The organism is Candidatus Viridilinea mediisalina, from assembly GCF_002532535.1.
GTDB classification, from domain to species: domain Bacteria; phylum Chloroflexota; class Chloroflexia; order Chloroflexales; family Chloroflexaceae; genus Viridilinea; species Viridilinea mediisalina.
Window position 1 is genome coordinate 1 of record NZ_NQWI01000019.1, and the last position, 25,669, is coordinate 25,669.

The following is a 25,669-nucleotide window of genomic DNA, read 5'->3' on the forward strand; positions in this document are numbered from 1 at the left end:
AGAAGCTGTCTGAAAAGGGTCTCAGTGTCGTTCCACACGATGTGGTACACGCTGGAGTGCCGGCTTTAGCCGGCTAAAGCCGGCACTCCAACGCCAGTTCACAGGCTTTTCAGACAGCCTCTAAGGGATTGTGCCCGCTCTATCCACACCTCTGTGTGCTCTGTGCCTCTGTGGTGAAAACATTCGTTCCTCATCAAAAGGAAACCCCATGTTCCAAAAAGTCCTTATTGCCAACCGAGGCGAGATTGCCGTTCGCATCGTGCGCGCCTGCCGCGATCTAGGGCTGGCCACGGTGGCGGTCTATGAGCCGGGCGACATGGGTGCGCTCCATGTACGCCTTGCCGACGAAGCCTACATGCTCAGTTCGCCCCAGGGCTACCGCGACCCCGAAGAGATGCTGACGGTTGCTCTGCGTAGCGGGGTGGACGCCGTGCATCCCGGCTACGGGCTCATCTCAGAAGACCCCGGTTTCAAACGAGCCTGCGCAACAGCGGGCATCACGCTAGTTGGCCCAGAGAGCGAAGTGTCGGCCCAAGTCCGCGACAAAGTTGGCGCGATTCAGCGTGTCCAGGCGGCAGGCATCGCTACCACACGCCCCTCCAGCCGCACCTTTGATCCAGAAGAGGGAGCGGATCTGCTGGCCGAAGCGCAGCAACTCGGCTACCCGCTGGTGATCAAATCCTGCGCTGGCGGTCACGGGCGCGGCACCGCCCTCGTCTACAGCGCCGAGAAGCTGCTCAACATCGCACAGCGCTCTTCAGCCCAGGCCCAGGCGGCCTACCGCGACGGGCGCATCTACCTTGAAGCTGCAATTATCCCTTCGCGCTACATCGAAGTACCCATTTTGGGCGACCATCATGGCAACATTATTCAACTCGGCGACCAGGATGGTTCGATCCAGCGCAACACGCGCAAGATCATCAGCGAAGCCCCAGCGCCCAACCTCACCCCCGCTCAGCGCGAGGCCATCTGCAACAGTGCGGTTGAAGTTGCCCGCACCTTTGGGCTACGTGGTGCCTGTACAATTGAATTTGTCCTCGACGGTGCAGGCAACCACTTCTTCAGTGAGGTAAAACCACGCATCCAAGTAGAACATCTCGTTACCGAGATGATCACGCACATTGACGTGGTACGCGAACAACTGCACATTGCGGCAGGTCTGCCCTTGCGGATCAGCCAAGCGCAGGTACGCTGTGATGGACACGCCATCTTCTGCCGCATCAACGCCGAAGACCCGTGGCGTGGCTACCTGCCCAGCCCAGGCTTGATCAGCGCCTTCCGGCTGCCCGGCGGGCCCAACGTCCGCGTAGACAGCTACGCCTACGCAGGCGCGGAGGTTCCGGTGCGCTACGATTCGCTCTTGGCCAAACTGGTGGTCTGGGGGGCTGAACGGGGCGAATGTCTGCAACGCATCCAACGGGCGCTGCAAGAGTTGCACATTGGTGGCATTCAGACCAACCTGAGTCTGTTGCACATGCTGATCACCCACCCCGAATTCACCAGTGGCAACTACACCACCGCCTTCAGCCACCTCAAACTCAACGTTCCCACGCCACCTGATAGCCAACTACGCGACCTCGCAGCCATCGCGGCGCTCACCTACCTCAGCCGTGCGCGCACCGCTCGCTCCACCACGCCAGCAGCCTACACCACCGGCTGGCACCGCGACAGCCGTCGTCTACCGCAGTGAAGTACGAGTTTTGGCAGAGATACAGAGAATTGCACCACAGAGACACAGAGAACACAAGAGGGTAATGGTGTAGCAACCACCGTGTTGAAACCTCTTTCCATGTAAAAACCTCTGTGTCCTCGGTGCCTCTGTGGTGAACATCTCTGTACCTCAAACACTCTCTACGGGCGCCTGGGGGCTATGTGTTCCCCAGCAACCCACATAATCCTATGAGCAAACTGATCATCCACCTTGCCGACCAAGAATTCGAGGTCGAAATCAACAGCCCACCGGATGCGGAGGGTTTCACGAGTGTGTCGGTCAACGGCGAAGCCCTGCGTGTTGCCATTGCGCCCGCAGCCTCACCCGATGCAACCGAATGGGCCATTGTAGATACACGGCCCTACGAAGTCCTCTTCGACCGCGACATGCGTTCCGTCCAATCGATCCATGGACGCCATGAGCTCCGCATCCGCGACCTCGAAGCGGGAGTGGCGCGGCCCCGCAGCGGTGACGGACGGATCAAAGCGCCCATTCCGGGCATCATCGCCAACGTCCTTGTGGAACTAGGCCAAAACGTCAGCGTCGGTGAACCCATTCTCATCCTCGAAGCCATGAAGATGCAGAACGAAATCACCGCCCCCCGCGCAGGCGCAATCACCACCCTCAACGTCCAGCCCGGTCAGACGGTCGTACTGCATGAGCTATTGGTAGAAATTAGTTGAGGGGGAGGCATACTAGGGGGATTTTGACAAAAAGGGAGGTTTGAGGGGCTTTGGCCCCTCAAACCTCCCTTCAAATGCAATGGTATGGTGGGCGATACTGGACTTGAACCAGTGACCTCATCCGTGTGAAGGATGCGCTCTAGCCAACTGAGCTAATCGCCCGCAACGTTGCGAAGTATAGCATATTCATCCCGTTGATGCAAATTTGGGCATATGCAACAGGAATTGGTATAATACCGGTTCAGATTGTAGATTGCAGATTGCCGAACATGGCGTTCCAATGCGCGTTCGCGTCATTGATGATACGACATGTTCAACAGTAATTGGTACGACACCATGGACATTCAGCATTGGCGCAAGCTTCCAGCGGTGCAATGTGCTCTAACCGAACTATCCGACTACCGGCCTTTGCTTGAGACGGCGATTGCAGTACAGCAGATACCCGCGCCAACCTTTGATGAGGCAGAGCGGGGAAACTTTGTCCTTGATCGTTTCCGTGGGCTTGGTTTGAGCGAGGTAAGCAAAGACGCCCTTGGCAATGTCTACGGGTTACGTCGGGGGCAACGGCATGGTTCGGGGCTGCTTATCTCGGCCCACCTTGACACCGTCTTTCCCAGGGAGACAAACCTGCGCGTGCGCTACGAGGGCGAGCGGGTCTATGGGCCGGGCATAGGAGACAACAGCACTGGTTTGGCGGGGCTCATTCATGTAGCGCAGATACTCCAGCGGCATGATCTCCCCAACGAGGGCAACATCTGGTTTGTGGCCAACGTGGGCGAGGAGGGTTTGGGCGATCTGCGGGGGATGAAGGCGGCAATCGAGCGGCTACGCCATGAGATCAAGCGGGTGATTGTGCTAGAGGGATGCGATTTTGGCACACTGCACCACCAAGCGATTGGGGTACGGCGCTACCGCATCGAGGCCACAGCACCAGGCGGCCACTCGTGGGGCAACTTTGGCACCGCGAGCGCAATTCACACCCTTGTGCGCTTGGGGGCACGGATTGCAGCCTTACATGTCCCACACAACCCGCGTACAACCTTTAACATTGGCATGATCGAGGGTGGTACTTCGGTCAACACAATTGCCCAGCATGCCAGCATGCTGCTCGATATGCGTTCAGTCAACGCCAACGCACTAGCAAGCCTGATCAACGAGGTCAACGGCTTAATCGCTGATGCAGCCAACGAAGCATACGAGGTACAGATTCAGGTACAGACCGTTGGTGATCGGCCCTCTGGGACACTTCCGCGCAACCATGCCCTAGTTCAGGCTGCCGTAGCGGCCTACCACTCGGTCGGTGCCCAGGTAAACTTCCAGCAGAGCAGTACCGATGCCAATATCCCCCTCAGCCAAGGCATTCCTGCTATTTGTATGGGGCTCACTGATGGGGGCAATGCTCATCGCCACGACGAATTCATTCTGCCCGCGCTGATGGGGCGCGGCTTTCAGGCATTATTACTCTTGGCGCTGGCAGCGAGTCAGTAGTTCAATGTTTGGGGACGGCGAAGCCGTCCCCAAACCACCACTGGCGGTAACGACGGCACCCTACTGGTTAGCGCTCTGCAAGCAGCATCGCAATATAGCCCAGGGTTGCACGGCGTGCTTGGGGATGAAGTTGGCGCCAGAGGCTCAAGAGTTGGGTTTCATCGTGGCTACTCGGAATGGGCGGAGGCATGGTGGTAATTTCTGCCTCATCTGGGGCATGCGCAGCCTCCTCAGATTCAGAGGGCGGCGCAGCAAGCTTACCTCCAGCCTGAAAGACTTGATTGGATACAACGATAGTAGCAAGCTCAAGCGGGGGCACTTGGAAGACTTCGGCGAGGCGTAGAGCCTGATCTGCATCGGGGAACGTCTGCCCATTGAGGTAGTTGCGTAGAGCGCCGTCGCTAATTTTAGATGCCTTAGCCAATTTGATACGAGTGAATTCATGGCCCATCTGCTGTTTGAGCCACTCATGGAAGGTTTGCGCCATGGTAGGCACGGATTCAAGGCGTTGATTCAATTCTTGGGCTGACAAGCCGAGCTTGTCACCAATCATCTGAAGCGTCTTCTGGCGCGGATGCTTTGTCTTCCCTAGAATGAGTTGGCGTAACGAGAGCGTACCAACCTCAAGGTCTGTAGCAAACTTATTCAGTGATTGATTACGAACCATCGCCTCGTGAAACAGCATGATTGACAACGGTACTTGTGCAGGTACGGTGCTACTAAGCGTCATGATCACTTCCTCTCCGAGAATTGGTATTAAACACGCAACAAGAAATTCTATTAGCAATCTATAATGCTAGTATCGCAAGTATAAAACAAGAGAAATGGATTGTCAAGCAAAATTGCTTTATTACGCATAAATTTATACAGATGTTATGCCAATTACCCTTGAACATGCTGCATGATCAAGAGCGCGAAAGCTCATTGGGACGGCCAGGTTCGGTAATCTGCAATCTGCAATCTACAATCTGAGATGGTATTACGTGCAATGACAAGGATTTGGCAGGGTGTGAACTGTTCTGACATAGGATGGTTCATCGCTACGTTACAGTTTGCGAGGACGCGAGGACGCGAGGACGCGAGGACGCGAGGACGCGAGGATGTGAAGTCCTCGCCTCATGCCGCAAACCTATTTCCTATTTCCTCGTTTCTGCCTCCTTCCCCTAAGGGAGATGTGTTACAATACTTTCCACGTTATGCACTGCGAGGAGTTACGTTACTATGAGCGAAAAGCGCCGGACGGGTCCACTTGGCTGGAACCAACTGACACCAGAGCAGATCATCGATCTGTTGGTCAAGGAGCTCTATGGTCCTGTTAGCATCCTTGGCTCGCAACTCAAGCGGCTCACTGATGATGATGATCCGATCTCTGAGGAGGAGTACGAAGAGATCTTTGCACATATGCACCATGCGGTCAATCATCTCAGTACCACCGTTGTGCAGTTAAAACGCTACAGCGAGGAACAAAAACGGAACGTTGGTTAAGAAAAGGTTTTTCGATAGTATTTAGCTTTCTTTTATCATTTCGTACTATTTGTACAATTTATTGCTTAAAGCGTCAAAAGGGGCTTCTCAAATAGATGCTCCTATGTTACACTGCTTGCGACAAGTAGCGTCCCGCTGCCGCGCGAGTTATCCTTGCCTCCGGCATTTGGCTCCCTGGCCCGCACGACCTCCCTGTTTGAGGTACAGCACGAGACGTTCTTGACCCACGCGGCACACAAGTGAGGCGTGTTGTGTGTGGACGTTGTAGGCTGTGGCTTGGAGTGAGGTGTGCAGGGTTTCCCTGTTAAGGCGATGCCACGTTCTGACATGGCACGCAGGAGTTCGATCGGAATGCAAGTGAAGCTCTTTGTCGGCAACCTTGCTTGGAGCATCGACGATGTGCAGTTGGAGCAGGTCTTCCAACAGCACGGCGATGTCCAGAGCGCCCGTGTTATTCACGACCGCGACACTGGCCGCTCACGCGGGTTCGGGTTTGTCGAGATGGACGTTGACGATGTTGCAGTGGTTATTCGCGCTACCGACGGCCTTGAGGTTGGGGGGCGGGCCATTCGCGTCAACGAGGCAGAGGATAAGGGCGGCCCCCGTGGCCCCCGTCGTGATGGTGGTGGCTACGGCGGTGGTGGTGGCCGTCGCTATTAATGTTTTGTGCTAACCGAATGATGGATGTTCGCCGGTTGCGTGGTGGCAGCTTCGCTACCACCACGCAACCGGCAAGCATCTGAAACGAGCTAACCTGCGCCTCGGTTAGCTCGTTTGCGTTTATTCAGTTGCTTCTAAGAGGCTGTCTGGAAAGTCTATGGGTTGGCGTTGGAGTGCCGGCTTTAGCCGGCTAAAGCCGGCACTCCAGCGTGTGCCCCCCGGCTTTTCAGACAGCCTCTAAGAGCAGTTCGGCGAGGTCGCGCCGCTTGAGGCTTTCGTCTCGCCCAGTGTTCTTCGCGGCATCTTCAAACATGACCATGCAGAAGGGGCAGCTCATGGCCAGGGTTTGCGGTTGGCCTTTGGTGAGCTGCTCCAGCCGGATGTAGTTGACCTGCTCTTTGCCCCAGCCTTCGAGCCAGACGTTGCCGCCGCCGCCGCCACAACACATGGCCCGTTCGCGGTTGCGCTCCGGTGCTTCGACCAATGTGATGCCGGGAATGGTGCGTAGCAACTCGCGTGGCGCGTCGTAGATGTCGTTGTAGCGCCCGATGTAGCAGGCATCATGGTAGACGACGCGCTCGTTGATGGGCCTACTCGGTTTCAGTTTGCCTTCAGCCACAAGCTGGACGAGCAGTTCGCTGTGGTGCATGACTTCGTACGTAAGTTCTGCTGCGCCGCTGAACTGGGGGTATTCGTTCTTGATCGTGTTGAAGCAGTGGGGGCAGGTGGTGACCACCTTTTTGAATTTGTACTGCTTCATGGTTTCAATGTTCTGCTCGACCTGCGCTTGGTAGAGCAACTCTTCACCCATGCGCCGCGCCGGATCGCCGTTGCAGGTCTCTTCGTCGCCCAGGATGGCAAAGTCTACGCCCGCCTTTTGGAGCAATTGGACAAAGGCGCGGGCGACGCGCTTGCTGCGCTCGTCGTAACTGGGGGCGCAACCGACCCAGTAGAGGATTTCGGCCTCCTCTTTTTCGGCCATGATCGGCACGTCGAGATCAGCGGCCCAGGCGGTGCGTTCGCCCGCCGGCAGCCGCCACGGATTACCGGCGCGCTCGATGCCCTCAAGCACGCGCTTGACGCCTTGGGGTACTTCGCTGGCAATCATCGTTAGGTGACGCCGCGCCCCCACAATGTCGTCCACATGCTCAATCATCGCCGGGCACTCGTGGACGCAGGCGTAGCATGTGGTGCAACTCCAGAGTTCGTTTTCACTGAAGATGTTGCCGTAGAGCGGAGCGCGTTCCACATCAATAGCACCATTGCCCCCCTCAGCCGCTTCGTCCGCGACGAGGGCGCTGATCGGCTTAACGCTACCATCCTTGAAGTGGATCGGCTCTTGGCGCATCAGGTCGTGCAGCTTGGTGATGATATATTTGGGCGAGAGTTCGGTACCAGCCGCGTGGGCCGGGCAGTTGGCTTGGCAGCGCCCACAGCGCATACAGGCATCAAAATCGAGCCGCTGCTTCCAGGTCATATCGCCCAGACTAGCAATCCCCAGCCGGGGCTCGTCCTTTTCGATCTCAGCTTCCAGGTTGGGAATCGGATCGAGTGCGCCGTGGGGGCTCTTGTCTTGGAAGAAGATATTGATCGGCGTATAGGCAATATGCTTAAACTTGCTAAAGGGCAGCGTGGCCCAAAAGGCGGCAGTCGCTCCGGCATGGGTGAACCAGAAGAACTGGTGCAACCAAAGCCCCAGGGCGCTGCCCTCGCCCAGGCCCATCGTGTAGAAGATGACCGCCAGCACATAACCAATATAGGCAAAGCGCACCCAGGCTTGCTCGTAGATGACGGCGCTGATAAGTTCGCCGTTGGCATTGTGGATCTCGATCACCTGATTGGCAATCCGCAGCCCTTCGATCAGGAAGCCACCGACGCCCAAGAAGAGCAGCAGCCCCAGCACCCAAGCATCGGTACGCCGATTATCGAGCCGTGGCTCCTTGGTGCGATAGCGCCGCCAGATCGCCCAACTCACCCCAGCGACAAAGACGAGGCCCAGGGTATCCATGATAAACTCATAGGCCAGATAGAAATTGCCCGCAAGCAACTTCCCCGCCTCTTCGCCCATCATCGGCAGGGTAAAATCCTCCTCCACCGCAATGATATTGGTGCCCAGGAAGAGCGTAAGGAAGCCAAAGAAGATCAGAGCGTGCATCATACCGGGCTGGCGGTCGCGCAGCACCTTCTTCTGACCAAAGATCTGAACAAGGAACTCCCTGATTCGTTGGGGCACCTGGTTGATCCGCAGATCGGCCTGGCCCCTACGCCAACGCAAGACATCCTGAAGAATCCCCCACGTCATCACAATCGTTGCGATGAGCATAATCCCATAGAGAAAAACCGATCCAATGGGTTGCGGAATGTTCCAGTAGATTTCGCGGATAACTTGCTCTTGCATCGTGCGAAGTCATCTTTCTGTTGGTGGGGAGGTGGGATCACCTCCCGGTGGCGGTGCGCCATCTGGCAGGAGAGGCTGCGCCTGCCCTACCGGATGGCTCAGTGTAAAGGGAATTATTAGGGCAGGTTTCAGAAACAGCCTTTCAGCTTTACATTCTTCGTAGTGCCGACTTTAGTCGGCATCCAGGGGTTGTCAGCGACCTCAGCCGACTAAAGTCGGCACTACCTACGCGCCACCGCGACGCTGGCTGAGCCTGTCGAAGCCAAGCGGCGCGATCCAGAGCTTCTTCGCGCTAACAAGGAATTTACTCATGCCATGCATAAGCTTGCGGCTGCATAGGGATTCTTTGCACACGCCAAGTAGCTTTCTGTTTTAGGCGCTCAAAGTGCAAGCGCACCCGGAATTCTTCACCTAGAGAGGGCGCATTTCTGCCTGCTAACCAGATGGTATCATGCTCATGTGGGTTGTATCTAGCTTGCAATAGGCCATTAGGTAGTGCAGCAACAATAATATAGCGTAGATCACGTTTTTCGCTCTCCTCATAGGCGTATTTTACAAATATTGTGGTTGTCAGAAAATGATCATGGTTTAGCGTAAGAATCTGAGGCAACTTGCCTGGAATGGAGATAGCCTCACCTGCACGAATCTGCTTTACTATCATTGAGAGCTGGCTAATCTGTAGCGTTGCTGTTCCAGCACCACTTACCTTCTCTGCTTTTGAGTCAATGAAAAGGGCTTGCTTTACTGCAAAATCTGGATGAAACAGATAACATGCTCGTTTATAATCAACTTTACCAAATAAGCGTTGATGTACTCTTGAGTTACCTAGCCGATCAAGAGCTTCGCGGGTAATATCTTCACCTACATCGGCAACTTGATCGCTCTCCGCGTCAAAAATGAGCGCAGCATCTTGGCGATAATCATATAATGCCTGGACTACCATGCGTAAAGACGCTTTTTCGATCTCCTCGATGCGATTTAAATCATCAAGTAAAGCATGCGGATCGATAGTGGTCATGCATGGAATCCCTTCAACAAATCCTCATGCTGCGCCTGTACGTATTGCTCCTCTTCGAGATAAGTTGATTGGTTTGTAACTAGATCATGTAGGGCTGTTTCGATATTGCGATGAGCTAAACGAGCGTAGTCTTCGTTAAGTTCAATACCAATATAGCGGCGATTCTCGCGTACACATGCAATAGCGGTCGTGCCGCTGCCAAGAAAACAGTCTAAGACAACATCTCCGCGATCGGTAAGGAGACGAATGAGACGCAGGGGCAATTCCAGCGGAAATTTCGCTTCATGGTCATCATTGGCACGTACCGAAGGAAATTCCCAGACAGCACGCGAGCCCCAACGTTTCCATTCATCGGCAGTAAGGCGCTGACGATCGTATTTCGTCACACCTGGCTTCCAAAAGATATAGATATATTCAAACTCGTCTACCGCACGGTATGAAGAGTTGGCCCAGCGCGAGTTTTCCCAAGCGGCGTCTTTGACCCAAATGCGACGATCATAGGGAAAGAAGCCAGCCTCTAATGCCCACTGCTCGATCAAACCGCCCACTATCTTCACACGAGTCTGAGCTTCATGTTTACCACCACGAATATTGTTTCCGTTGAGCCTGCGATCAATAGTCTGTTCACTACAACCTAAGATTTTAGCAATCTGATGACGAGTATAGGTGGGATTTTCAGTCCATACACGCAGGACATCTGCTCGCGTGACTGAAGATCGCTTGCCATGAACAACATCCGCTTGAATTCTAGGCATTGATGGGTCACGAAAACAGAGAATATCAGCAATGTTAATGGCGAGAAAGCCCCCAGGCTGAATCAGGGCAAAGTGTGAGTGGATGACGCTCTTGAGTAACTCTTGCCAACCTTCAAAGGTGAGGTACGCCTCATAATCTTTGCCGACAAAATAGGGTGGCGACCAGACGCTCAACGCGATCGTGTTGGGTTGGATGTTGCCCAATAGATCGCGTGCGTCGCCTTGATAGACGGCATTAGGTTGAAGGTATGCTTCTTTTGGGTTGTCAACTTCGTAGAGACTACGCAATTGATCTTGAAGATCCTTGGGCATGCGCTCAAGATTGAAATGGGTAGGGGGTTCTTTAATGATCTTCATACAACAATTCCGGTGGGTTTTTTAAGAGCGAAAAGAACATGTATTCATTGCCGTAAAAGAGCGCAAGGGAATGCAAAAAAACAGCGTTGCCTTCGCCCCTCTCCCACAACGTGGGAGAGGGGTAGGGGGTGAGGGCCATCCTGAGCATCCCGCCACCACACCACAACAATAAATGAGTGCCCCAATCATAGCATTGAGGGTATAGTGCGTCAATATCACACCAATTGCCGTTGCCACTCATCACTCGTCACTCGCCTAGCTACCCGACAGTTTCATCCCGTGCGCTGGGGGCGCAGGACTAAAGCCCTGCGCTGCTACGCGAAGCCCGCTTCGCGGGCTCAACCTGAAGGGTTCGCAGCCCGCGAAGCGGGCTTCCTCCGCATAGCAGCCGCAGGCTCGGTGGCTCGGTGGCTGAGCTTGCCGAAGCCAGCTTGCCGAAGCCAGCCTGCCGGCGTGCGAGGTCTTGAAGAACGTCGTGTAACGGGAAATTCAAACTGTCGGGTAGCTAGATCACTCGTCACTCATAGCGCAGCGCCACGAGCGGATCGAGGCGGGCGGCGCGGGCGGCGGGGTAGAGGCCGGCGACGATGCCGACGAGGGCTGCAAAGATGAGGGCGGTGAGGGCGAGCCACCAGGGGGTGACGAAGAGCGTGGCGGCGATGGGCAGCCCTTCGCGGGCGATGTACCAGGCGATGACTTGGTTGAGTAGGATGCCGACGAGCCAGCCGCCGATGACGCCGACGGCCCCGCCGAGCAGGCCAATCAGCCCCGCTTCGATCATAAAGAGGCCGCGTATGTCGCCCTGCGAGGCACCAATGGCCTTCAGGGTGCCGATTTCGCGGGTGCGCTCGTAGATCGCCATGATCATGGTGTTTACAATGCCCAGGCTGGCGACAAAGAGTGCGAGGCCGCCCACTGAGGCTAGCATAACGTTGATTACGGCAAAGACGCGGTTGGCCTGTTCGAGGATCAGTTCGAGCGATTGCACCTGGAAGCCTTCGCTGCGTAGCGAGCGAACCAGTTGTGCTGCCGCGCCCACATCGCTGGTTCGTACCACCACAAGGTCGTAGCCTTGGGTTTGTAGGTAGTTGGGGCTATTGAACCACCAGGCTTTCATGGCAACCATATCTTCCACCGCCGCTTGCACCTCGCGTTCCGGCAGGTCACTCACTCCGGCAACGCGCAGCACGAAGCGTTCACTCTCGCCCCGGGGGCTCTGTAGCACAATCGTAACGTCCTGGCCCACCAGTTGGTCGGGGGCAACACCGTTGGGCAGGCTGCCAGCAGCAAGGATCACGCTGCCGGGGCGCTCAATGGGCTGAATATCGCCCGCCAGTGGGCTAGGATCGGCGCGAAAGGGATTGGCAAAGCTCTCGACGCCAATCACGCGCACGCGACTGGCTTGGCCAGCGGGAAATTCGAGGGTCAGGTTGACGCCCATCAACGAGACTTGGGGGGTAACCTCAAGCACATTGGGCCGGGCGCGCAAGTCTTCTAGGACTTCGGGAGTCAAGGGGTTTTCGCGGCTAGGCAAGCCAAACTGGGTAAAGAACGCATCATCGCCCCGCGCCTCGCCGGGGCGCACAAAGACATTCTCAAGGCCCAAGGCCCCAAATTGGGTACGGATTTCGCGTTGCACCCCAACGCCCAACGAGACCATCGTGACAATCGTGAGAATCCCGACAATCACGCCGGTAGAGGTAAGTACGGTGCGTACCTTGCGCCGCCCTAAATTCTCAAGGGCGGTGATGAAGATGTCATTGAAGCGCATATGGTAAAGGAACCTCTCCTGATGATGCAAACCTATTTTCTATTTTCTCGTTTCTACTTCCTTCCCTAAGGATTCACCACCCGAATATCTTCGTAGTCATAGTTAAAGTTACCCGCGATGTCGCGCACCAGAAAACCCATAACATAGTCGCCGCTGATGGTTGCGTCGAAGCCAACTGTGAAGGGCTGGTTGGTAAAGGTAAGTGTATTGCCTTGCACGCTCCCCGGTTCCAGATCGGTACCCGTATCGGTATAGGTTCGCATATAGGCGGTGAAGGTATCGCCGGGGGCGGGGGTAAGCTCAAAGGGTTGCGGCTCTTGGCGATCATCGCGGCTACCCGGGAAGCCCCAGATGCGTTCGAGTGTGCCTTGGTTCTCGCTCACCCTGAAGATCAGGCCAGCATTAATCTTTTCGCCGGTAGCTTGGGAGGTGTAGACTCCCTCTACGCCAAAGAGATCGCTCCCGTAGCGGATGGGGCCGAGCAGCACTTCGATCTTGTCGCGACCATTGTTCATGTACCAGTTGCGGGCGTTCCAGCGCAGGCGCAGATTATAGGCACCCTCGTCCCACACCGGCTGATCACCAAGGGTGACAATCGAATCGGGGGGATAGATGAAGTTTACATAGATCAACTCAATCGTATCGCGGCTGGCATTGGGAATCCCAATGAACGAAAAGACATAGGCGATGTCTTGGCCACTCACAACCCCCTCAAGGGTTACGGGGTCGTCTTCTGCGACAGTGAGGGCACTGAGGCTCAGATCGCGAATCTCAGGCCGTGTGACGGCCACGAGGCCCGCTTCGTAGAAGGTGTCGAGGAAGGTATCCCAACTGGTGTTGCGTGGCAAAGGCGAAGCACGTCCATATTCCGTCTGTAAGAAATACTCTCGGCGGTCGGGGAAGTAGATCGAGATGCCAGTAGAGTTGGGGTGGAAACTGCCGGTACCATTGGCAATGCGCGTATTCTCGATGGCCTGGGCCAGATCATTGGCAGCCTGGGTCATAGGAGCATAGGTACTCCGTTCGGCGAGCAACTGAGCAAAATGGCCCAGGTCTACCGCGCTGAAGAGTTCGGCACTCGTGGGTACATAGACATCCGTAAAGGCCCGGGACTGCGCGATGGCGTTGTAGCTGCGCCCAGAGACCTGCTCAATCATCAAGCGGTTGAGGCGCTCAAAGGGTTCATTAATCTCATCAATGCGGGTCAGGTCAAACGCCGAGAGGGTGAGATCGCTGGTACGCGAGGGCGGATAGTAGACCATGTAGGTCTCGACGATAGCGCGAGCAACGGCGTGGGCATCTTGGCTCGGATCATCAGCGAGGCGCTGAACCCATGCCTCCCAATCCCAGCCCTGGTTCGGTTCAAGATCGGCAGAGGCGACAACCACATCGGCGTAGGGCGCGACCGCATGGAAGACATCAAGCTGAGCCATGAGGCAGGCATCAAAGCCAATCAGATCGAGGCGTCCAAAGCCGGTACGGGCACGCGCATTCTCAAGGGCAGCACTAATATCGGGCAGAGTCAGCATATCCTCATCGGTATCATCACTGGCCACACCAAACCAAGCGGCACCGTGGTCCCAGAGAACGAGGGCATAGCGTTCAGCGGGATAGTTGGTAATGCCCCATTCGATAAAATCGGCAAGTACCGCCGGATCGCCCATATTCAGCTCACCCATATCGGCGAGGGCCATATCGGGCGTTGGCTGCATACCCCGTTCAACCAAAAAGCGCTTGGTTGTCTCCCAATCACCCGCAGAGGAATCATTCCAGAATTCCCGTGAACGAATGCGATCAAACTGAACGACGAGATTAAGCTCATCGGAAGAGCCAACGCGGGCCATCTCGTGGAAATCGGTAATCGCGGCGCTTTCAAGGTCGTTATCGCCAGCCATATAGACCAGCACCGTCCATTTGGCAGCATCAGCGGCCAGGGGCACGCGGGTAGGCTCAAGGGTTGGAACGGGCGCTGGTACTTGACCGCCGCCATTGGTGCTACCGCCAGTACCGCCGACGGACGTACCAGACCAATCAATCGTGCGGGCGATGGTAATCCCGCCAACGAGCGCAGCGAGGAGCGTACAACTGAGCAAGAGGGCAACGGCAAGCAGCAGCGGCCAGCGTCGAGCCGGTTGCGCCGGCGGGGGCGGGGGGGGCGGCGGGAAGGGCTGCTGGTGGGCCGCCGGGCCACCGTGGGGCGTCGGCGGGGGGGGCAGGGGCTGTTGGGCTGTTGGGTTGCCACGGGGCGCAGGGGGCGGCGGGGGCGGCTGATGGGCCGATCCAGCCACGACCGTAGGCGCATCCGTAGCCGCCAACTCAAAACGAAAGGACTCATCACCAATCTCAAACAGATCACCAGGATTGAGGCGCTGCATCTGGATGGGCTGGCCATTGACCCGCGTACCATTGGAACTACCGAGATCATAGAGGACAAAGGCACCGCCCTCAGCGCGAATCTCAGCGTGGCGCCGCGAAGCCATCCCACTCGCCAGCACCACCACATTCTCGGGGGTACGCCCCAAACTCAACGGGGTCGTTGTGAGAGGAAACGTGCGCCCAGTTAACGGCCCACGGATAGCGACGATTTGGGCAGACATGATCAACTCCTTAAGGGATGGCTTCAGGGCACGTTACCGTTTGGAGGCATGCAGTGCATCCTGATGCCGCAAACCTATTTTCTATATACTCGTTTCTGTATCCTTCCCTTAGGAGCGCCGTGCAACCTCCTCTGCTAACGCATCCTGGGGGGTGCGAGCGGTACGCACACCCGTAAGATTGATCCCCAAGTGGGTCATCGTGGTAGCGACCGAGGCAGAGATACCAGTAATCGTGACATCGCAACCAAGCAGGCGCACAGCTTGAACCGCGTGCAGCAGAGCTTGGGCAACAGCAGTATCTACGGTATTCACCCCAGCAATATCGAGGATAACAAGGCGCGTACGACGTTCATTAACTTCACGCAGCAGGCGGGTAGTCAGTAGATTAGCACGGCGGCTATCGAGTTGACCAACGACTGGCGCCAGCAGCACACCATCGGCCATTTGTACAGCGGGGGTTTCGAGGGTAGCGACAAGATTTAAGAGGCGCTGCTGTTCTTCAACCTGCACCCGCAACTCATCGCTACGCTGGCTCAACTCAACTGCCTGCCGTTCACTCTGCAAGCGCGACTGCTCGGCCTGGACTGTTTGGGCCTCAGCCTGGCGCTGAGCCGTCTCAGCCACCACGCGGATCATAACCACGCCAATTGCTACCATAGCAAAAACACCAATATCAGCTACGACAATATCATTACTGAGTGAAGTAAAGCGAAGGATGAGGAGTACAATAACAGCTAGAGCAACCACAAATGCCCAGATGGTAGACATCATGATTGTTGCCAAAACCACCGTAAGCACAGGTATGAAACCAATATTTATAGGTAGTTCAGGAGTTAACAGTACGCTCATCATCAAAACAGCAACCATTGCGGCAGCGATATAGCGTGCTGGCTCCCAACCACGCCAATAGGCAAAGAGCAAAGCTGCATAGATCGCTGTTACTCCCATATTCATTATAAAGAAGGCAGAGCGATCAAAGGTTGGAATTGCCAGTATAATCGTGCCAACAGTAAGCACACTAAGCATGAGCAGGGTAACCTGGCGTTGGGTAATTTGCACAATACGCTCCTTGAATAGGAAATAGGATACAGGATACAGGAAATAGGATACAGGATACAGGAAATAGGATACAGGATACAGGAAATTAGGAGTTTCCTCTGTTCTCTGTTCTCTGTTCTCTGTTCTTCTGTTCTCTGTTCTTCTGTTCTCTGTTCTCTGTTCTTCTGTTCTCTGTTCTTCTGTTCTCTGTTCTTCTGTTCTCTGTTCTCTGTTCTCTGTCTCCCCCCTTAGCGCTGGACAAGCAATAGGGCTTCTTGGGGGGTACGTGCCGTGGTAATCCCAGCCAAATCGATCCCCAAGTGGGTCATGGTGGTGGCCACAGCAGCGGAGATCCCCGTGACGGTGACATCGCAGCCAAGCAGGCGCACTGCTTGGATTGTATGGAGGATGGCTTGGGCAACGGCGGTATCTACGGTCTTCACGCCAGCGATATCGAGAATCAGCAGGTGGGTACGACGCTCACTCACATCGTGCAACAGGCGAGCCGTAATCTGGGTAGCGCGGCGGCTATCAATATGGCCCACAATTGGCGCTAATAACACTCCATTGGCCATTTCGACCGCTGGGGTTTCGAGCGTCGCCACAAGATCCAAGAGTTGTGCCTGTTGTTCATTCTGGGCTTGGAGTTCTGCACTACGCTGGGCCAACTCGGCGGCTTGGTGTTGCAACTCGGCCAAAGCCGTTTCAGCGCGTGCAGCCTGTTCTTCGGCTTGACGTTGGGCCGCTTCGGTCACAAGGCGGGATAAGATGAGCGCACTGACAAGCATTACGACGGAGAGCAACAGGGTGGGTTCAGTATAGGTTCCTTGACCACCAGCAAGAGTGATCAAGCCAATCACCGCTGCTACGGTTAACCCCACCACCCAGTAGGCATTGCCAAGCAGCAGCGCGATAACAGGGATCAAGGCCAAGATAAAAGGTGTGCCTCTCAGGACAAATGGTTCACGTAGATTAAGAAAGATTAATATACTCAAGACAATGAGCGCAACATAACGTGCATATTCCCATCCGCGCCAATAGGCCAAACCAAGTATACTAAAGAAAAATAGTCCGATAATAGCACTAAGTAGTCTGACAGTTAATCCGCCAACAACCAAATAAAATATGGTAAATAACAAGGCTCCTACACTCAGGACGATGAAAACGCCGAGGGTAACATTACGCTGATTCAGATGGATCATGAACAATTCCCCTGCTTCAAACCCGCTGGATAGCTGCTTAACAGCGCCGTCAACTCAATGATATGCGCAATCCGTTTGGGCCGAAAGGTCTCTTTGGTCAACCAACATGCTACAGGCTCATGAACGAGTGGTCGGTAGTGATACTGCAACCAACGCTCGCCACGAGCAATACTAGCGTTAATATTATCATACGCTTTACCATTACCAACGACGTTGCGTAAGGCGAGGAGCGCATAGGCGGTCTCTTCGCTACTTGAGGCACCAATGCCCCATCCGCCATCGTTTTGCTGATAGGCGAGAATAATATTGATCGCCTGCTCTGTCTGTTGGGGGTAGGCATCGCCCAAGGCAACCAAGACGCGCCAAGTGGTATAGAGCCACGAACGATTCCATTTATCGCCTGGCCAGCGTCCATCAGAGAGTTGATTGCGGAGCAGGAAAGCCAAGTATGGTGAAAAATCCTGCCCCATGAGGCGCAGCGTATCGATGGCATGCGCAGTCACTGAAACCGAGGGTTGCAGTTCATGATGCCAAGCGCAAAAATGATCGCCAGCCGCAAAATGCATCAGTGCCGTACAATCAATTGGGTACCCCATGGTGTGAAAAATGGCAATCGCTGCTGCCGTATCATCGCCATCGGGGGCAAAACAATCGTTGTGACTAATGCCAGTTGATGTAAAAATCCGTTCAAGCTCATCAAGCTGAGGCTTTACGCTATCGGCGAGTTGGGGTAGCGTCAGTAATCCTCCCAAATAGAGGGTATGCAGAGCAAAGACCTGCTCGAAGCGGTGACAAGGCCAGCAGGAAGGAACGACCCCAGGAATGGCAAGGCCAGTGGCTTGACTGGCCCGTTGGATGTAGTTGCGTGCTGACTCACGGGCCTGGAGGGTCGTTGGATCAGTTCCGGCGAGGTGCAGCCAGTAGGCAGTGGCCGCCAAGCTGCTCCCAATACTTCCATCGGCATCAAGCAAGGCAGGATCCGGCTCATTGCCCCAAGCTTCCCAGGAATGTAGCGCAGTGGTACCACGTCCAGGACGCAGTTTCTGGATCAATTGGCGCCGTCGCTCACCTAGTTCAATCAATGCCTGGTAGGGCGAGGGGTCTACATCTAAGCCCTGCTGCTGTGCTTGCTGGATGAGCATTGGTAAGAGCAACTCGATGCCTGCCGTCAGATCGTCGCTGAGGGTGTTCTGCCAATAGGATGCCTGCCGTGACAGGAACGTAAGCCCCCTGCGTAGCGCCTCCTGCTCTTGACGTCGTGTGCAGTAGGTGTGCAGGGCAAGAATAGCCGCCAGAGTCGGCAGATCACGCGTGCGCGGTGTTGCCGGATCGCCCCATCCGCCATCATCATGCTGTTGCGCCAACAACCAACTGATGGCGGGCCAAACCCCTTCAGTTGGTGGGGCCCAACGGAGGACTTGAGCTGTGTCATAGACCGCCGGCGTAATCAGGCCACCATCTTTGCCCAATTGCGTGATCGTATGGCGCAGGTCGGTCAGGAGGATGTCAAGTTCGTAGTCCATGGTGGCTCCTTATCTTTAGGGAAGGATACAGGAACGAGAAAACAGAGGGTTTCACCACAGAGGCACCGAGGGCACAGAGGTTAGTATGCAGGGAATGCCAACAGTGGCGCTTGTCCCATACCGCACACCTCTCTGTGTTCTCGGTGTCTCTGTGGTGAATATCATGAAAGCGTTCCTACCCCGCTGCGGCAATTCCCTGAATGCCCCCCTCGGTGAGGGTGCGGGCATCAATCAGCTTGTCTACCTCTTCGCCCGAAAGCAGACCCTTCTCAACCACGATCTCCTTGATGGTCTTGCCGGTGGCCATGGCTTCCTTCGCAACCGCAGCCCCGTTGAGGTAGCCAATCACTGGGTTGAGCGCGGTGACGAGGATGGCATTCTTGGCCAGCCAGCCCTCCGCCTTTTCGCGGTTGGCTGTCACGCCCACCACACACTTGTCGGTGAAGGCGTTGATCGAGCCGATCAGGACGTGCATCATCTCGAAGAGGTTGTGGGCGATGATCGGCATCATGACGTTCAGTTCAAGCTGGCCAGCTTGGGCCGATAGGCTAATGGTAACATCGCAGCCTTGGACGTGGAACGATGCCATGTTGAGCATCTCGGCCAGCACTGGGTTGACCTTGCCGGGCATGATGCTCGAGCCGGGTTGCACAGCGGGCAGACGGATCTCGTCGAGGCCGGTGGCTGGCCCGGAGCTGAGCAGGCGGAAATCGTTGGCGATGCGCGTCAGGGTGATACAGAGCGAGCGCATGCTGGCTGAGAAATCGGCGGGATCGGCCATGTTCTGCATGCTCTCGAAGAGGTTGCCTGAGCTACGCAGCGGCTGCCCCGAGAGGGCCGAGAGCGCCTCGACCATGCGCTGGTGGTATTCGGTGTGGGCATTGAGGCCGCTGCCCGTCGCGGTGCCGCCGATGCCCAAGCGCCGCATACGCTCCGCTGCAACATTGATGCGCTCTAGGTCGTTCCGCACCGCCAGCGCGTAGGCGCTAAACTCCTGGCCCAAACGCACCGGCACGGCATCCTGCAGGTGGGTGCGCCCCGACTTCACCACATCATCAAACTCGGCAGCCTTCGCCTCCAATGCCTCAGCCAACTTGGTTACGGCGTTCACCAACTCGGGCAAGCGCCAGAGACAACCAAGGCGAATCGCGGTCGGAATGGTATCGTTAGTAGACTGGGCCATATTGACGTGATCGTTGGGATTGACCGGCTTGTTGGCATCATCAAGCGCAAAGCCCAGAATCTGGTTAGCGCGGTTGGCAATCACCTCATTGAGATTCATGTTGTGTGAAGTGCCAGCACCAGCCTGGAAGGGATCAACCACAAACTGATCCTGATGCTGGCCAGCGAGAATCTCATCGGCGGCCTGAATGATCGCATCGGCCAACTTGGGCTCTAGTAGGCCCAGATCACGGTTGACCTGCGCGGCGGCCCGTTTGACCGCAGCCTGGGCCCAGACAAACGCCGGATAGGGCTTGAGGCCACTCACCGGGAAGTTGAGCACGGCACGCTGCGTCTGGGAACCATAGAGCGCATCAGCGGGCACCTGCATCTCACCCAGTGAGTCCTTTTCAATACGAAAGCTCATCGCAATCACTCCTTTGTACTTGTGCCTCAACCAAGGAGGCGGAAACAACCACGTAACCGCAACGATTGTAGCACAGGACATGGTTCATAGCTACTTTACCGTTTTCCTATTTCCTATCTCCTATTTCCTGTATCCTACCCTAATGGGTATAATAACCAAGGTAATAGGGATTGGATTAGACCTGTGATACCAATTACCCTTGAACATGCTGCATCATCAAGAACGCTAAAGCCCATTGGGACGCCATGTTCGGCAATCTGCAATCTACAATCTACAATCTACAATCTACAATCGTAAATGGTATCACAGGGAGGCTTGGCTATGCTCAACCCCTTGCTGCCCTTGGGGCGTGCCTTGGGTGATCTCTTTGATGAAATTTTGTTGCTGCTAGGCTGTAACATGCTCTGGCTCTGCCTGAGCGGCCCTCTTTGGGCTCTGGCCTTTGTTGCACTGCTTGATGGCTTGGGATGGCTTGCGGCCCTCTTTGGGCTGGTGGGCGTACTACCGGCTGGCCCTGCGACTCTGGGCTTGTTTGCGGTGGTATACCGTGTCGCTGAGGGGCGGGCGATTACGTTGCGCACCTTCTTTACAGGCATGCGCGACTACGCCAAGGTCGGTTGGGCGCTCATGGGGTTTTGGGTGGCAGGCATACTGCTTGTGCTACTCAATCTGGGCTTCTACAGCCAGCATGAAGGCTGGTGGGCAATCGTGCTGAGTGGCATTTGGCTCTATGCGCTGCTCTTTTGGCTGGGTATATTCATCTATGCCCCCGCACTCACTATCCTCTATGCCCAACCAACCCTCCGCCTTGTGCTGCGCGACAGCGCCTTGCTTCTGCTGCGCTACCCCTTCTTCAGCTTTCTCAACCTCTTTTTGATGGGGCTTGCGCTTGTGTTCAGCCTAGCCCTATTGGTGCCAATCCTCTTCTTCACGATCAGCCTGCTGGCCCTGTGGGGCATGCGGGCGACCATGCTGCTTACGGCTGAATAGTTGGTATTATGAAAATCCTACTACCTCTCCTCATCACGATGTGGCTCATGCTTGCCTTGGCCCATCCGGTGCATAGCCGTGAGGCGCAGGGGCTCGATCAGCCCTTGGATCTGGCCAATCGCTGTGGCGATGGGGTCAGTGAGATCCATTTTACCCTGGCGGCTACTGGCGCTACCTTTCCCCATGAGCATATCCAGGCGGTGGGTGAGGCCCAGGGCTACCATGTGCTGTTTGACCATGTACGCCCGTTTTTGCAGGCGGCTGATCTGGCCTATACTCATCTCGATGGGGCAATGCTGACCGGGACGGACTCCCAGTTTAACTATAATCCTAGCTTGGCTACAGCCCTGCGCGAGGCGGGAATTGGGCTGATTTCAATGGCTACTAACCATAGCCTTGACCGTGGCCCCGCTGGTCTCGATGCGACCCTTGATCTGCTTGATGCCAATGCCATGCTGCATCACGGGGCTGTCCGTAGTGATGCCAGTGAGCGTCCCGCTTTTTTGCCGCTGACGCTGACCCGCGGCGATGCGACGCTGACGCTTGGTTTTATTGCGGCCACATGGGGCACGAACGATCTTCCCGATCCCTTTGATCAGGTGAATTTGCTCTATGCCAGTCGTAGCTATGGCGAACAGGGCGAGCTGCGGGCCAGTATGCTGGAGGCGGTGGCGCAGGCGGCGGCTGCAACCGACTTGGTGGTGGTGGCGGCCCATTGGGGCTTTGAGGGTCAGTCTGAGCCCGCTGTGAGCCAGCGTGAGGCTGCCCACCAATTGGCCGCCGCTGGGGCTGATGTCATCTTGGGTGCTCAGTCCCATACGCTGCAACCTGTGGAGTGGCTTGAACACGAGGGGCGGCAAACTCTGGTAATCTATTCCTTAGCCCATTTCCTTGCTTCGCAGGGAGCCTTTCAAGCGCAGTCCTCTAGCGCTACTTCGGTTATCTTCTATGTGGGCGTAGCCCGCGCCGCCGATGGCAGTGTGCGTGTGACGGGCTATCGCTACTTGCCAACTATGCATAGTGACGCTGATACCCGGCCCGCACCGATCCAGCCCGGTAGCCACGAATCGGTGCTTGCCCACGTACGTACGATGATGCGCGACCCCGGTGGTTTGCGCCAGCTTCCCGCGAGCCCGCCTGAAGAGCGGGTGGAGGTCTGCCCGCCGTTAGTGCTTGCCGAGGCGCCAGAGACGCCGCTGCTCGGCGATTTTGCCCAGCACTATCGCAGTTTGGGTGAACGAACCCCCCAGCCGCTTGAGCATGCCATGATAACGCTGGGCCTGCCCCTCGGCCCGCCCATGGTCGAGTTGGCGGGCGATTGCACCACGTCATTGCCTGTACTCTACACTGAACGGCAACGCCTAGAACTGCACGCCGATGCCCCCTGGCCCTACCGCATCATTGGTAGCCAGTTGGGAACGTATAGCTTTATGCAGCGCTACCCGGGGCGCAGCATCGAGCGTCGTACCGATCTGAGCGATCCAGCAGCCTTTGGCGATAGTCGCTTTCGCGCCTTCTATGAGCAGTATGGCGACCTGAAGCGCTTTGGCTATCCTATTTCGGGGGCACTTAACGAAGATCATCCAGAGACAGGCGTGCCAACGACGGTGCAATATTTCGAGCGGGCGCGCTTCGAGTTGGCTCCGCTGCAACCGCCCGCTGCGCCGCTGCATGCCCAGGTGCGTCTCGGCCTGCTGGGGCGCGAGCTGCGTGAAGCCGGGGGCGTCGCGGCACTCTGTGGTTTGCCGCTAACCCCGGCGGTGGTTACGGCGGGCGCACCAACGGCTACACCTATGCCAGCATCCGGTTTTATCCTTGGGCTGAGTAGCGAAGACCTCAGCCTGATTGGTGCCGCTGCGACCCAGTTGGCCCAGAGTGCCACCCCCTTGATTCCCTACATTGCCGCTTTTGCTTTGGCCCTTGCGCTCTTGGCGATGCTTGGCCTTGCTTTCAACGATTGGCGCAACCGTCGCCAGCGCAATACGCGCCAGACCTACCGCTATCGGCGTAGCGCCTATGAGCGCTTCGCCCGCCTGCCACCAGCGGGCAGCAATCAAGCCCCCAAAGCCCAGGCGCAACCAGAGCCGCAACCGCATGCTGCTGATCACGATGACGATGATGATGATGAGTTGCTGAAGCAACTCTTGAAGCAGTAGATGGAGAGAGATACCGAAATTTTCACCACAGAGGCACCGAGGACACAGAGGTTTTGGTGGAGGAGTGCGAACTTTACCATAACTCTCTCTGTGTTCTCTGTGCCTCTGTGGTGAAAACCTCTGTATCTCGATAACTCTCTCTGTGTTCTCTGTGCCTCTGTGGTGAAAACCTCTGCATCTCTATGCTTGTCTTACGGCTCTGCCTTTTGTACAATGAAGGTCAGAGGTGTGACCGGGTGACGGAATGGTTCAGCGATGCCAATCAACGATTACCACCAAGAGTATGGGCCAATCCGGCGCCGTCAGGCGCAGGGTGGTATGCCTGCGCCTGAGGAACCGCCACCCCGCAATGAGCCACCGCGCCCCCAGCGCCCGCAGCAGCGCCGCTGCACCCGCCCGCAGCGCCGCCGTGGCTGTGGGGGGCCATTACTGCTACTGCTGCTCTTGCTGCTGGCCGCGCCCCTAATTTTGCCCTATGGCCTCTCTTTTGCCTTTGCCAATCAAGCCTTGCCGGGCATTTCGATCCAGGGTGAGCCGGTCGCGGGCATGAGCCGGGCCGCAATCAATGCCCAGCTTGCCGAACGCTACGATAGCTTTATGCGTAATCCGGTTGCGCTGGTCTATGCCGATCAGGTTTGGCAGCCAAGCTTGAGCGATCTGGGCGTGCGGCTTGATCTCGATGCCGCTGCCCATGCGGCGGTCACCACCGGACGGCGGGGTGACCCGTTGATGCGCCTGCAAGAGTTGTACCTGATCTACCAGCAGGGGCTTGAGTTGGCACCACGGCTGGTGGTGGATCAGCAGGTGCTTCAGGACTACCTGTTGAGCCTTGCGCCCCCAATTGAAACGCCGCCCCAGAATGCGGCCTTGAGCCTCACCGCTGCCCATGTCCTCGGTACTCCCGGACAGCCCGGGAAGCAACTCTTGGTTGATGCAACCGCCAATGATCTTATGCTGGCGCTACGCGATCTGCGCCCCAAGCAGGTGGCGGTGCGTACCCGCCTGCTCGAACCGAGTGTCTCTGATGCGGCCCTGGCTGTGGCGGAAGAACGGGCCAAGGCGCTGCTCCAGGCTCCTATTCAGATGCAGCGCGGCGACGAGGTCTGGCTCTGGGAACCTGAACGTCTGGCTGAATTGCTCCATGTGGCAGTGGTAGATGATCGCTTGGAGTTGTATACTGATGTTGAACGGCTCACGCGGGCGGTTGAGGGTTTGGCCCAGTTGGTTGATAGCGGCACCGCTGAACCACGGTTGCGCTTTGTTGCTGGGACGGTGCAGATTGTTGAGCCGGGGCAGCCGGGTTGGCGTTTGCGCCAAGAGGATGCGCTGGAGCAGCTTGCGAATCTCTTGCTCAGTACCAGTGCTACGACGCGCACCCTTGAACTGCCCGGCGATGTGCTTGAACCCCAGATTACGGCGGAACGGATCGATAGCTTGGGTATTCGTGCGCTCGTCGCTGAGGGGCGCAGCAGCTTTAGTGGCTCGGCGGCCTACCGGATCACCAATATTGAAGCGGGGGCCCAACGCATGGATGGTGTCCTCATCGCTCCCGGTGAGGAGTTCTCGTTCAACCGGCAGCTTGGTGAGGTCAATGCCGCCAATGGCTTTGTTGAGGGCTATGCGATTATTGGCAACCGCACCCAACTCGAATGGGGCGGCGGGGTCTGCCAAGTCTCGACCACGGTCTTCCGCAGTGCCTTCTGGGCGGGCCTGCCTATCACTGAACGCCACGCCCATGCCTTCTACATCAGTTGGTACGATCCTTTTGGCTTAGGGCCCTATGGCGATGGTCAAGGGCTTGATGCGGCAATCTATACCGGAGTTGCTGATCTCAAGTTTGTGAATGATACCGGCCATTGGCTGCTCATGCACGCTGAAGTGGATGCTGCGGCCCAAATCTTGAATGTGCGCCTCTATGGTACGCCGCCCGATCGTCAGGTCAGCATCGAAGGCCCGTTGATCAGTAATGAGGTACGCGCCCCGGCGCAGCCGATCTATGTTGATGATCCTTCGCTGCCCCGTGGAACCCTGCGCCAGAGCGATGTGGCACGCAGTGGCCGTGATATTACCATCCACCGCATCATTCGCCAGGGTGAACACGAACTTGCCCGTCAAACCTTTTTGACCCGCTTTCGCGCCTGGCCCAATATCTTTGTGCGCGGCACCGGAGTCTAAGAGGCTGTCTGAAAAGTCTATGAACTGACGTTGGAGTGCCGGCTTTAGCCGGCTAAAGCCGGCACTCCAACGCG

Annotated in this window: 18 protein-coding genes and 1 tRNA gene; 8 read left to right on the forward strand and 11 right to left on the reverse strand. The window is 56.4% G+C overall.

Going from position 1 to position 25,669, the window contains the following annotated elements; genetic code table 11:
• Positions 1 to 208 precede the first annotated feature (208 nt).
• A complete protein-coding gene (locus tag CJ255_RS06310) occupies positions 209 to 1,690 on the forward strand; it encodes an acetyl-CoA carboxylase biotin carboxylase subunit (protein WP_097643245.1) in 1,482 nt (493 codons plus the stop codon).
• Positions 1,691 to 1,899: 209 nt separating this feature from the next.
• Positions 1,900 to 2,394: an acyl-CoA carboxylase biotin carboxyl carrier protein subunit gene (locus CJ255_RS06315; protein ID WP_097643246.1), complete on the forward strand. Its 495-nt coding sequence runs from the start codon at positions 1,900 to 1,902 to the stop codon at positions 2,392 to 2,394.
• Positions 2,395 to 2,479: 85 nt separating this feature from the next.
• On the opposite strand, the gene CJ255_RS06320 is transcribed toward CJ255_RS06315, so the two are convergent.
• Positions 2,480 to 2,556 (reverse strand) — tRNA-Val (locus CJ255_RS06320).
• A 147-nt stretch (positions 2,557 to 2,703) separates the two neighbouring features.
• Between CJ255_RS06320 and CJ255_RS06325 the strand changes: the two genes are divergently transcribed.
• Positions 2,704 to 3,882: a M20/M25/M40 family metallo-hydrolase gene (locus tag CJ255_RS06325; RefSeq protein ID WP_245863221.1), complete on the forward strand. Its 1,179-nt coding sequence runs from the start codon at positions 2,704 to 2,706 to the stop codon at positions 3,880 to 3,882.
• A gap of 67 nt (positions 3,883 to 3,949) precedes the next feature.
• Here the strand turns inward: CJ255_RS06325 and CJ255_RS06330 are convergent, their stop codons facing one another.
• On the reverse strand, positions 3,950 to 4,612 hold the full coding sequence (locus tag CJ255_RS06330) for a helix-turn-helix domain-containing protein (RefSeq protein ID WP_097643248.1): 663 nt from the start codon (positions 4,610 to 4,612) through the stop codon (positions 3,950 to 3,952).
• A 491-nt stretch (positions 4,613 to 5,103) separates the two neighbouring features.
• Between CJ255_RS06330 and CJ255_RS06335 the strand changes: the two genes are divergently transcribed.
• Both CJ255_RS06335 and CJ255_RS06340 read left to right on the forward strand, forming a co-directional pair.
• Positions 5,104 to 5,367 (forward strand): hypothetical protein, encoded by a 264-nt coding sequence (locus CJ255_RS06335; RefSeq protein ID WP_097643249.1) that lies wholly within the window; start codon positions 5,104 to 5,106, stop codon positions 5,365 to 5,367.
• Positions 5,368 to 5,718: 351 nt separating this feature from the next.
• Positions 5,719 to 6,027, forward strand: a complete 309-nt coding sequence (locus CJ255_RS06340; RefSeq protein WP_097643250.1) for an RNA recognition motif domain-containing protein — start codon at positions 5,719 to 5,721, stop codon at positions 6,025 to 6,027.
• 226 nt (positions 6,028 to 6,253) lie between these two features.
• Here CJ255_RS06340 and CJ255_RS06345 read toward each other — a convergent pair whose 3' ends face one another.
• The 9 genes from CJ255_RS06345 to CJ255_RS06385 form a co-directional block, all read right to left on the reverse strand.
• On the reverse strand, positions 6,254 to 8,425 hold the full coding sequence (locus CJ255_RS06345; RefSeq protein ID WP_097643251.1) for a (Fe-S)-binding protein: 2,172 nt from the start codon (positions 8,423 to 8,425) through the stop codon (positions 6,254 to 6,256).
• Between the two features lie 304 nt (positions 8,426 to 8,729).
• Entirely contained in the window at positions 8,730 to 9,443 is a 714-nt protein-coding gene (locus CJ255_RS06350) for an SfiI family type II restriction endonuclease (RefSeq protein ID WP_097643252.1), read from the reverse strand.
• Entirely contained in the window at positions 9,440 to 10,555 is a 1,116-nt protein-coding gene (locus CJ255_RS06355) for a DNA-methyltransferase (RefSeq protein ID WP_097643253.1), read from the reverse strand. Before CJ255_RS06355 ends, CJ255_RS06350 begins: the two co-directional genes overlap by 4 nt.
• 517 nt (positions 10,556 to 11,072) lie before the next feature.
• On the reverse strand, positions 11,073 to 12,326 hold the full coding sequence (locus CJ255_RS06360) for an ABC transporter permease (RefSeq protein ID WP_097643254.1): 1,254 nt from the start codon (positions 12,324 to 12,326) through the stop codon (positions 11,073 to 11,075).
• A 65-nt stretch (positions 12,327 to 12,391) separates the two neighbouring features.
• Positions 12,392 to 14,923 (reverse strand): clostripain-related cysteine peptidase, encoded by a 2,532-nt coding sequence (locus tag CJ255_RS06365; protein WP_097643255.1) that lies wholly within the window; start codon positions 14,921 to 14,923, stop codon positions 12,392 to 12,394.
• Positions 14,924 to 15,031: 108 nt separating this feature from the next.
• Positions 15,032 to 15,982 carry an STAS domain-containing protein gene (locus tag CJ255_RS06370; RefSeq protein WP_097643256.1) on the reverse strand — a complete coding sequence of 317 codons (951 nt, stop codon included), beginning with the start codon at positions 15,980 to 15,982 and terminating at the stop codon, positions 15,032 to 15,034.
• Positions 15,983 to 16,209: 227 nt separating this feature from the next.
• Complete coding sequence (locus CJ255_RS06375; protein ID WP_097643257.1) at positions 16,210 to 17,163, reverse strand: STAS domain-containing protein; 954 nt, start codon at positions 17,161 to 17,163, stop codon at positions 16,210 to 16,212.
• Entirely contained in the window at positions 17,160 to 18,686 is a 1,527-nt protein-coding gene (locus tag CJ255_RS06380) for a prenyltransferase/squalene oxidase repeat-containing protein (protein WP_097643258.1), read from the reverse strand. The genes CJ255_RS06375 and CJ255_RS06380 overlap by 4 nt, the downstream gene beginning before the upstream one ends.
• Positions 18,687 to 18,861: 175 nt before the next feature.
• Positions 18,862 to 20,280, reverse strand: coding sequence for an aspartate ammonia-lyase (locus CJ255_RS06385; protein WP_174714059.1), 1,419 nt, complete (start codon positions 20,278 to 20,280; stop codon positions 18,862 to 18,864).
• A 315-nt stretch (positions 20,281 to 20,595) separates the two neighbouring features.
• Here CJ255_RS06385 and CJ255_RS06390 point away from each other — a divergent pair, with 315 nt between their 5' ends.
• From CJ255_RS06390 to CJ255_RS06400, 3 genes are all read left to right on the forward strand, one after another.
• The gene (locus CJ255_RS06390) at positions 20,596 to 21,264 is read left to right on the forward strand and encodes a YesL family protein (protein ID WP_097643260.1); all 669 of its coding nucleotides are present in this window, start codon (positions 20,596 to 20,598) and stop codon (positions 21,262 to 21,264) included.
• A gap of 8 nt (positions 21,265 to 21,272) precedes the next feature.
• Positions 21,273 to 23,420 carry a CapA family protein gene (locus tag CJ255_RS06395; RefSeq protein WP_097643261.1) on the forward strand — a complete coding sequence of 716 codons (2,148 nt, stop codon included), beginning with the start codon at positions 21,273 to 21,275 and terminating at the stop codon, positions 23,418 to 23,420.
• Positions 23,421 to 23,675: 255 nt separating this feature from the next.
• The gene (locus CJ255_RS06400; protein ID WP_097643262.1) at positions 23,676 to 25,595 is read left to right on the forward strand and encodes a VanW family protein; all 1,920 of its coding nucleotides are present in this window, start codon (positions 23,676 to 23,678) and stop codon (positions 25,593 to 25,595) included.
• Positions 25,596 to 25,669: the final 74 nt, after the last annotated feature.